This is a genomic window from Bartonella sp. AP4SXKL, from assembly GCF_042195845.1.
Lineage (GTDB): Bacteria > Pseudomonadota > Alphaproteobacteria > Rhizobiales > Rhizobiaceae > Bartonella.
This window is the reverse complement of record NZ_JBHIPA010000028.1, coordinates 1-8,233: the sequence shown is the minus strand read 5'-3', so window position 1 is coordinate 8,233 and position 8,233 is coordinate 1. Positions and strand designations below refer to the sequence as shown.

Annotated in this window: 12 protein-coding genes and 2 pseudogenes; all 14 read left to right on the top strand. The window is 40.8% G+C overall.

The genetic code is table 11. The features are described from left to right. Positions 1-53 precede the first annotated feature (53 nt). Complete coding sequence (locus ACFIMI_RS09095; RefSeq protein ID WP_375692496.1) at positions 54-830, top strand: type IV secretion system protein; 777 nt, start codon at positions 54-56, stop codon at positions 828-830. A gap of 24 nt (positions 831-854) precedes the next feature. Continuing rightward, complete coding sequence (locus tag ACFIMI_RS09090) at positions 855-1,121, top strand: EexN family lipoprotein (protein WP_375613235.1); 267 nt, start codon at positions 855-857, stop codon at positions 1,119-1,121. After that, a pseudogene (locus ACFIMI_RS09085) lies at positions 1,121-1,432 on the top strand (EexN family lipoprotein); the annotation flags it as partial. The gene ACFIMI_RS09090 and the pseudogene ACFIMI_RS09085, both read left to right, overlap by 1 nt. Before the next feature lie 137 nt (positions 1,433-1,569). Next, positions 1,570-1,842 carry an EexN family lipoprotein gene (locus ACFIMI_RS09080; RefSeq protein WP_375621771.1) on the top strand — a complete coding sequence of 91 codons (273 nt, stop codon included), beginning with the start codon at positions 1,570-1,572 and terminating at the stop codon, positions 1,840-1,842. 2 nt (positions 1,843-1,844) lie between these two features. After that, complete coding sequence (locus tag ACFIMI_RS09075; protein WP_375621770.1) at positions 1,845-2,150, top strand: EexN family lipoprotein; 306 nt, start codon at positions 1,845-1,847, stop codon at positions 2,148-2,150. Continuing rightward, the gene (locus ACFIMI_RS09070; RefSeq protein ID WP_375692495.1) at positions 2,150-2,533 is read left to right on the top strand and encodes an EexN family lipoprotein; all 384 of its coding nucleotides are present in this window, start codon (positions 2,150-2,152) and stop codon (positions 2,531-2,533) included. Before ACFIMI_RS09075 ends, ACFIMI_RS09070 begins: the two co-directional genes overlap by 1 nt. 295 nt (positions 2,534-2,828) lie before the next feature. After that, complete coding sequence (locus tag ACFIMI_RS09065) at positions 2,829-3,233, top strand: EexN family lipoprotein (protein ID WP_375692494.1); 405 nt, start codon at positions 2,829-2,831, stop codon at positions 3,231-3,233. Between the two features lie 295 nt (positions 3,234-3,528). Continuing rightward, positions 3,529-3,930, top strand: a complete 402-nt coding sequence (locus ACFIMI_RS09060) for an EexN family lipoprotein (RefSeq protein WP_375659886.1) — start codon at positions 3,529-3,531, stop codon at positions 3,928-3,930. A 26-nt stretch (positions 3,931-3,956) separates the two neighbouring features. Next, the gene (locus ACFIMI_RS09055) at positions 3,957-4,880 is read left to right on the top strand and encodes a type IV secretion system protein (RefSeq protein ID WP_375692493.1); all 924 of its coding nucleotides are present in this window, start codon (positions 3,957-3,959) and stop codon (positions 4,878-4,880) included. Between the two features lie 6 nt (positions 4,881-4,886). Next, complete coding sequence (locus tag ACFIMI_RS09050; RefSeq protein WP_375620968.1) at positions 4,887-5,171, top strand: type IV secretion protein VblB7; 285 nt, start codon at positions 4,887-4,889, stop codon at positions 5,169-5,171. Next, the gene (locus ACFIMI_RS09045; RefSeq protein WP_375620969.1) at positions 5,168-5,839 is read left to right on the top strand and encodes a virB8 family protein; all 672 of its coding nucleotides are present in this window, start codon (positions 5,168-5,170) and stop codon (positions 5,837-5,839) included. The genes ACFIMI_RS09050 and ACFIMI_RS09045 overlap by 4 nt, the downstream gene beginning before the upstream one ends. 2 nt (positions 5,840-5,841) lie before the next feature. Then, a complete protein-coding gene (gene virB9 / locus ACFIMI_RS09040; protein WP_375692492.1) occupies positions 5,842-6,693 on the top strand; it encodes a P-type conjugative transfer protein VirB9 in 852 nt (283 codons plus the stop codon). A gap of 27 nt (positions 6,694-6,720) precedes the next feature. Continuing rightward, positions 6,721-7,899 carry a type IV secretion system protein VirB10 gene (gene virB10 / locus ACFIMI_RS09035; protein WP_375692491.1) on the top strand — a complete coding sequence of 393 codons (1,179 nt, stop codon included), beginning with the start codon at positions 6,721-6,723 and terminating at the stop codon, positions 7,897-7,899. A 17-nt stretch (positions 7,900-7,916) separates the two neighbouring features. Then, positions 7,917-8,233: pseudogene (locus ACFIMI_RS09030) on the top strand (P-type DNA transfer ATPase VirB11); the annotation flags it as partial.

Genomic DNA, 8,233 nt, shown 5'->3' with positions numbered 1-8,233 from the left:
GTTGGACAATCTCCAGAAAAATGGCTTCCTATTTTTCAAGAAAGGTCAAAGCAATGAAAAAACTTTTATTGGCAACAGCTCTTTGCGCAATTTCTTTTGGTTTAACAACCAATTCATTTGGTTTTGGCGGTATTGTATTTGATCCCAAGGCTTTTGGACAAATGATTAAACAAGTTCAACAAGGCCAACAACAGCTTAACAAGTTGCAAGAACAAATTCAACAAGGTGCACAACAGCTTGAGCAATTAAAGAGCCAACTCGATCAAGCGAAACAGTTATATAACTCCTTAAATGTCAAGCCTGACATTTCGGGATTGAAAGAGATGTTTAACAAGCAAGGGAGCAGTGGCGCCCTTCCTTCAGATTTTAACCACTTTCAACAATCAATGGGCAGTGGTGGTGGCGGTGGCGGTGGCGGCGGCAGCAAAAACACGCAAAAATGGCAAGAAGAACTTAAATACAAAGAGCCCGCGGGGGGTGCAGGATCAAAAGAAGCAGTTGATGCTTTTTACGCAGAGGAAGTGAAAAAAGCCGAACAGCGCGTAGTAGGACAAGCAGCAAAAGGACAAGACGTCTACGAAGAAGCCAGTGAAACACAAAAAAACATTACCAAGCTTCTTGACGAACTTGGAAGTACTGAAGATGCGGGTAAAATTCAAGGCATTCAAGCACAACTAGAAGCGATACAAGCAAAACTCCAAACACAAGTCCTTCAAATGCAAGCCGCCGCAATGATTCAACAAGCAGAAGAAAAAGCGGCAGAAAGACGTGAAATAGAAGAATTTAAAGCACGAACCAAAGCTTTAGCCCAAAAAATGCGTGGTCAATAAACGAGAAAAAAGAGGGGCTTGAATATGAACAAGATCATCATAACAACATTGCTACTTTGCACAGGGCTCATCACAGCTGGCTGTGAAAAAACCTACAGCGTAGAAGAACTTAAAAAAAATAAAAAACTGATGGAAGAAGTATTAGTGAAATGTTTGACGTCAGGGGATTTGAATTCGAAAAATTGTAAAAATGCAGAGCAAGCTGAACTTGAAACCCGTAAAAAATGGGGAGGCTTTGGCTCGACAAATGACGATAAACAAGAATCTGAAAAGAAACAGGACAATAAATAATGAATAAAGTTCTCATAACAACATTGCTACTTTGCACAGGGCTCATCACAGCTGGCTGTGAAAAAACTTATAGCGTCGCAGAATTTAAAAAAGATAAAAAATTATTTGAAGAATGGGCTGTGAGATGTGGATGGTCAGGAACTTCAAAAAATTGTGAAAATGTAAGAGTAGCCGATCACGAACTTGCGGCAGAGCGCAGGAAAAAGGCTGAAGAAGAAAACCGTAAACGTAGAGAAGAATGGGAAAAAAAGCAAAAAGAAGAAGAAGCTAAAAGAAAAGCTGAACATGAAAAATGGAAAGCAGAACAAGAAGCAAAGCGACGCGCTGAAGAAGAACGAATTGAAAAATGGGAAGCTGAAGCTGAAAAACGGAGAATTAAAGAAGACGCTGAATGGCGAGCTAGAATTAAAGAGGATCAGAAAAGAATAGATAAGATCTGGAGCACGCCATGAAGAAAATCGTCATCACCACACTGCTACTTTGCACAGGGCTGATCACCACTGGATGTGAAAAAACCCACAGCGTCGCAGAATTTAAAAAAGATCACAAATTATACGAAAAATGGAAAATGAAATGTATGACATCAGGGGATCTCGATTCGCAAAATTGTAAAAACGCAGAGCAAGCTTATCGTGAGAGTCTTCCAACATGGGGATGGGGGAGAACTGGCTCAACAAATGACGATAAACAAGAATCTGAAAAGAAACAGGACAGTCATTAATCATGAATAAAGTTCTCATAACAACATTGCTACTTTGCACTGGGCTCATCACAGCTGGATGTGAAAAAACCTATAGCGTCGCAGAATTTAAAAAAAATGAAAGCTTAATAAGAGAGTTTCAATGGAAGTGTGGAGCTTCTGATAATTCGAAAAATTGTCAAAATGTGCGACAAGCCGCGAAGGAACTTGATGAAGAACATTCTAAGAGAGCGTTAGAAAATTATAATAAAGCTCTAGAGAAAATAAATAAAAGGCGAGAAGAACGAGAAGCAGAAGAGCGCGCTAAACAACAACAGGACAATAAATAATGAATAAAGTTCTCATAACAACATTGCTACTTTGCACAGGGCTCATCACAGCTGGCTGTGAAAAAACTTACAGCGTCGCAGAATTTAAAAAAGATAAAAATTTACGCTTCAAGTGGGATGCTAGATGTGGAGGGATAGGAACTTCAAAAAATTGTGAAAACCTAAGAGTAGCAGGCGCTGAACTTGAGAAAGAACGTCAGGCAAAAGTTGAAGAAGAAAATCGCAAAAGAGATGAAGAATTTATGGCTGAACAAAAAGCTTGGATTGAAAAAATGAGAGCAGAGACTAAAAAAAAATTAGAAGAACAAAGAGCAAAGCGACGTGCTGAAGAAGAACAGGAAGCAAAAGAGAGAGCGGCAAAAGAACAACAAAATAACCATTAAAACATAATGAAGAGCGGAGCATCTAAATGGCAATAATAACGAAAGGCGTATTTACTGACATAGATGATATGTTGATGGATCCCCTTGCAGAGGCAATGGATAGCGCCACTACACATCGCTATTGCGCTTTAGCTGCTCAACTTAAAGAACCTTACAGACTATACAATAGATTTATGGCAACATTATGTCTGTGCTCTAGATTTATCATCACTGGTTATAAAAACCGATAACACAAGCAGAATTTAAAGATTGTGCTCAAACCTTGTAAAACTGAAAGGAAAAAGGGGAAATATCGATGAATAAAGTTCTCATAACAACATTGCTACTTGGCACTGGAATTATCGCTGCTGGATGTGAAAAAACCTATAGCGTCGCTGAATTTAAAAAAGATGAAAAATTACGCCTAGAGTGGGATGCGAAATGTGGATTTGCAGGAACTTCAAAAAATTGTGAAAACATGCGGTTAGCATTTTTAGAACTTCAGAAAGAATATGAAGCAAAAGCAGCAGAAAGAAGTCGTAAAATTGCAGAAGAAAATCGTAAAAGAGAAGAAGAAGATATAGCTGAAATGAGAGCCAGACTTCAAAAAATGGAAGCTAATACTAAAAAAAAATTAGAAGAACAAAGAGCAAAGCGACGTGCTGAGGAAGAACGAAGAGCAAAAGAGAGCGCGGCAGAAGAACAACAAAATAACCATTAAGACATAATGAAGAGCGGAGCATCTCAATGGCAATAGAAACCAACGGTGTATTTACTTGGATAGATAATACTGTAATGCATTCCCTTACAAAAATAATGGATAGCACCATTACACATCGCTATTGCGCTTTAGCTGCTCAACTTAAAGAGCTTTGTACACTCTATAATAGATTTATGGCAACATTATGTCTGTGCCCTAGATTTATCATCACTGGTTATAAAAACCGATAACACAAGCAGAATTTAAAGATTGTGCTCAAACCTTGTAAAACTGAAAGAAAGAAGGGGAAATATCTATGAATAAAGTTCTCATAACAACATTGCTGCTTTGCACTGGAATTATCGCTGCTGGATGTGAAAAAACCTATAGCGTTGCAGAATTTAAAAAAGATAAAAATTTACGCTTCGAGTGGGATGCGAAATGTGGATTTGCAGGAACTTCAAAGAATTGTGAAAACATGCGGTTAGCATTTTTAGAACTTCAGAAAGAATATGAAGCAAAAGAAGCAGAAAGAAGTCGTAAAATTGCAGAAGAAAATCGCAAAAGATATGAAGAATTTGAAGCTGAACAAAAAGCCAGACTTGAAAAAATGAGAGCTAATACTAAGAAAATACTAGCTGAACAAGAAGCAAAACGACGTGCTGAGGAAGAACAAGAAGCAAAAGAGCGCGCTGAAAAAAAACAAAATAACCATTAAAACACGATGAAGAGCGGAGCATCTCAATGGCAGTAGAAAGCAAAGGCGTCTTTACTAAGATAGACAATATGTTGATGGATCCCATTACAGATACAATGAATAACGCCATTTCCAATCTTTCATCAAGCTTAGGTGCTCCGCTTAAGCTGTCTTGTACAATCTATATTATATTTATGGGCTACAATATCATCTATGGGCGTTCTTCCATGCCACTGTGGGAGTTTATAGCGACAACTTTCAAACTGGGCATCATTGTTACACTTGCTACAAACGCTGCTCTTTATAATGAGTGGGTCAGGGATATATTTTTCCATGATCTGCCGAATGCCATTGCAAATGTCACACAAGGAGCACATGTGGATCGAAATGTATGGGATAATATGATGAACCAAGCTGGAGCACAGGTTTTGGACGCAGCAAACCAGTACACAGGTCTGACTCAAATGGGGATGTTTATTGCGACATGGATTGCTGGTTTTATCTGCCTAGTTGCTGCTGCCTTTTTTTGTCTAGTCGGTTTTGTTGTTTCATTATTTGCTAAATTGGGTTTGTTTCTTGTCCTATCAATAGGACCACTCTTCATAAGCCTCTATATGTTTTCCTCAACCAGAAAATTCACAGAAGCATGGTTAGGGCAAGTCGCAAACTTCATCATTTTATATGTGTTAGTCGTGCTGCTTGGTGGTTTATATGTTAACATTTCAATGAAAGTTTTTTCAGGAGATATTAAAAATATCTTCACTACTTTAATTCAGTTCTTGGTTGTTGGTATTGGTGGTATTTACCTTTTCCTCAGACTCCCTGATATCGCATCAGCTTTAGCCTCTGGGGGGGCTTCTCTTACAGGATCAGGACCAGTTGCTAAAGCAACGGCTCAACTAAGTGGACGAGCTGCTAATGCAGCAACAAGGGGCATTAAAAAATTAGCATCACTATTAAAAAAGGTCTAAGTTCAAATGCGGGAATTTAAAAAAATTGGGATTATCTTACCATTTCTCTTTCTCAGTGGCTGTGTGTCTTCACCAAACACACTGAAGTCACTCCCAAAATGTGATGGATATTCTAAACGTCCACTCAACAGATCAATGTGGAATTGGGAAGGAAAAAAACCCACGCCCACACCCATTATCATCAGTAACAACACCCCTTCACCCGTAGAAGGTAAGCTGGAAATGCTTCTGGCACAAAAATTAACGGATGAAGAAATCAAATCTTACAAAAATTGCGGGCAAAAAGCATGAAAGAAAAAGACATAGAACAATACATTGCTGAAGCGCGCTCGTTTGATCAAGATCGCATGCTCGCCTCACGCCGCACCACCCGCGTCTCGCTTGCCATTGCCGGCATCGCAGTTGCAGTTGCAATAATGTCTTCTCTCGCGGTCATCACCCTCACACCCCTTAAAACCGTGGAACCTTTTGTCATCCGTGTAGACAATTCAACCGGCATCACCGAAGTTGTGGAAGCCTTAAAAGAAGGTCCCACCAATGTCGACGAAGCAATCACACGCTACTTTGCTGCAAAATACGTCCGCTCCCGTGAAGGCTTCACCACAGAAGAAACACAACACAACTTCCAAACCGTCTCCCTCCTCTCTTCTTCTGAAGAACAGGAAAGATTTGCCAGCTGGTATGGAGCAAGAAATCCCCAAAGTCCTCAAATTCTCTATAAACACGCCGCTGTTACAATAACAATAAAATCAATCTCCTTTATCAATGACGATGTTGCCCAAGTGCGTTACTACAGAACCATTCACGACAACGACAACAACAAAGAATTCATCACCCACTGGGTTGCAACACTTACCTTTGAATACATCAATGCCCCTATCTCTGTCCAAAACCGTTTGATAAATCCTCTAGGGTTTATTGTTAGTGAATATAGAACCGATCCGGAAGTGGTCAACTGATCATGACAAAAAAAATTCTTTTTTTCATTCTTAACATCGCTATTACCCTTTCTTTAACGCCTAGCCATGCCAGTATTTTTCCCACTCGTGCGCCAAGCGATAGCCGCATTCGCTTTATCAACTATGATGCCTATAATGTCACAAAAATTATTGGCTCCATACGCTCATCGGTACAAATAGAATTTTCTCCCAATGAAGAAATTGCTCATGTAGCGATTGGCAACAGCGTTGCATGGGAAGTCGCCCCCGCTGGCAATATTCTTTTCCTTAAAGCGCGGGAAGTCCAACCCATTACCAATCTCCAAGTCGTCACCACAAAGCTTGATGGCTCAAAGCGCTCCTATCAATTTGAACTCATGGTCAAAGATGGAGAAATTTCCTCTGGACAAGAAACATATTTCCTTGTGAAATTTCGCTATCCCCAAGAAGAAGCAGAACAAAGAAGACTCGCAGCCCTTATGCGACAAGAAAAACAACAAGCCCAGCGCATTGATAATGTCTTCAACGCTTCTGAAACCTACGGACCACGCAATTGGGCTTACACCGCTCAAGGCTCTATCACTCTCGAACCCTCCTCCGTTTATGACAATGGCAAAACAACAACATTTACATTTCCAGACAACCAAGAAATCCCTGCCATTTACATTGTCAGCAATGACGGTACAGAATCGCTGGTTCCCAAAACCACAAGAGGCAACATGGTGATAGTCCATGCCATTAGCGCACGCTTCACCCTAAGACAGGGAAGAAACGTCCTATGCGTCTTTAACGAAGCCTATCAACCCAAAGGCGTTAATCCAAATACCGGAACAACCTCACCATCTGTTGAACGTAAAGTTGCATCAGATCTTTAAATAAGCGGGAATTGAAGGGGACAACACATGAGTGATAAACCAATCATCGAAGATCGCGGATCTATTGGGGATGGCAAAAACAATAGCGCCAAAAGCGCCGGCAAAAAAATAGTTGTCGCAATCGCCTGTATAGGAATCTGCGGCTATGTGCTCTGGAACATCTTATCCACCCCCACAGAACAAAAAGACACCGCAAAAGCTCATAAAAAACAAGCACAAAACTTTCACAATTCCCTCGCCCCTTTAGAGCTCGCCCCCTCTGACCCGCGTGCAAACATAGCGCCAATAACCTTACCACCCCCACAACCACTCGCACAAGAACCCAAAAAAGATGACCCACTACTTGATGCCGCAAGACGTGCCCCTGTTCTCGCTTTTGCCAAAGGCTCTAAATCTCAATTAAAAGACATCGTCAACACGACTCTCAACCCCTTTGACAAATTCCATGCCCTTGAAAATCTCGCGAATGCGCAAAATTCTCCTGCCCTTCAAGACACACAAAATTTTGCAACCCTATTAAAGCCTACCAAAACAGAAGAAGCAAAAGCAAAAGCAAAACTCATCGGCAATAGAAACTTTATCATCGCCATGGGAACCTCTATTCCCTGTATCTTAGAAACCGCATTAAACAGTGAGCAACCAGGCTTTGCAAGCTGCATCATCAACCGTGATATCCTCTCTGACAATGGGCGCGTTGTTTTGCTTGATAAAGGAACCCAAGTGATTGGCGAATACCGCGGAGGGATAAAACAAGGTCAATCTCGCCTCTTTGTACTCTGGACAAGAGCAAAAACCTCAACCGGTGTCATCATCGACCTTGCCTCACCCGCAACCGACAGTTTAGGCAGAGCCGGTTTTGATGGCAACATCAACACCCATTGGTGGGAACGCTTTGGCTCTTCCCTTTTACTCACCGTTATTGATGGTGCCACAACAGTTTTAACAAATAAAATAGTAGGCAATTCCAATAAAGAAGGTTCAAACAACTCTGGAGGCGGCGGTTTTGAAGGCGCAAACAACACTGGAAAAGATGCCGCCAGTATTGCTCTTGAAAATCAAATCAACATCCCTCCTACCTTAGAAAAATTTCAAGGCGAACTGGTCAACATCTTTGTAGCAAAAGATCTCGATTTTTCCTCTGTCTATAAACTAGTCGTAAAGAGCAAAAGAAACCGCTCTACTCCCAGCTATTCCTTTTTTCATTAAGCCAATAAAGTCACATTATGCCATCAGCAAAAAATGCAGAACGCGCCTCCATCGTTTTAACAAAATTAAAGATCTTAGATGACTTCCTCAATGATGAAAATTTATTTGAAATTGTTATCAATCGCCCTGGCGAAGTAATCGTTGAGGGTCCCAATGGTTGGCAAACCCACATCTTAAAAGAACTAACCTACGGCGAACTAGAAGGGATTGCAAAAGTTGTTGCTGCCTACACAACACAAAAAATCAGTGTAGAAAACCCCGTTCTCTCCGCAACACTGCCAAACAACGAACGCATACAAATTGTTATGCCTCCAGCAGTTGCAGCCAATACCAT

Bases quoted from the DNA above. Each gene is read 5' to 3' on its own strand.
- virB10 (WP_375692491.1), top strand. From the start codon at position 6,721: ATGAGTGATAAACCAATCATCGAAGATCGCGGATCTATTGGGGATGGC.
- ACFIMI_RS09050 (WP_375620968.1), top strand. From the start codon at position 4,887: ATGCGGGAATTTAAAAAAATTGGGATTATCTTACCATTTCTCTTTCTC.
- ACFIMI_RS09095 (WP_375692496.1), top strand. From the start codon at position 54: ATGAAAAAACTTTTATTGGCAACAGCTCTTTGCGCAATTTCTTTTGGT.
- ACFIMI_RS09045 (WP_375620969.1), top strand. From the start codon at position 5,168: ATGAAAGAAAAAGACATAGAACAATACATTGCTGAAGCGCGCTCGTTT.
- ACFIMI_RS09060 (WP_375659886.1), top strand. From the start codon at position 3,529: ATGAATAAAGTTCTCATAACAACATTGCTGCTTTGCACTGGAATTATC.
- ACFIMI_RS09070 (WP_375692495.1), top strand. From the start codon at position 2,150: ATGAATAAAGTTCTCATAACAACATTGCTACTTTGCACAGGGCTCATC.
- ACFIMI_RS09055 (WP_375692493.1), top strand. From the start codon at position 3,957: ATGGCAGTAGAAAGCAAAGGCGTCTTTACTAAGATAGACAATATGTTG.
- ACFIMI_RS09090 (WP_375613235.1), top strand. From the start codon at position 855: ATGAACAAGATCATCATAACAACATTGCTACTTTGCACAGGGCTCATC.
- virB9 (WP_375692492.1), top strand. From the start codon at position 5,842: ATGACAAAAAAAATTCTTTTTTTCATTCTTAACATCGCTATTACCCTT.
- ACFIMI_RS09065 (WP_375692494.1), top strand. From the start codon at position 2,829: ATGAATAAAGTTCTCATAACAACATTGCTACTTGGCACTGGAATTATC.
- ACFIMI_RS09080 (WP_375621771.1), top strand. From the start codon at position 1,570: ATGAAGAAAATCGTCATCACCACACTGCTACTTTGCACAGGGCTGATC.
- ACFIMI_RS09075 (WP_375621770.1), top strand. From the start codon at position 1,845: ATGAATAAAGTTCTCATAACAACATTGCTACTTTGCACTGGGCTCATC.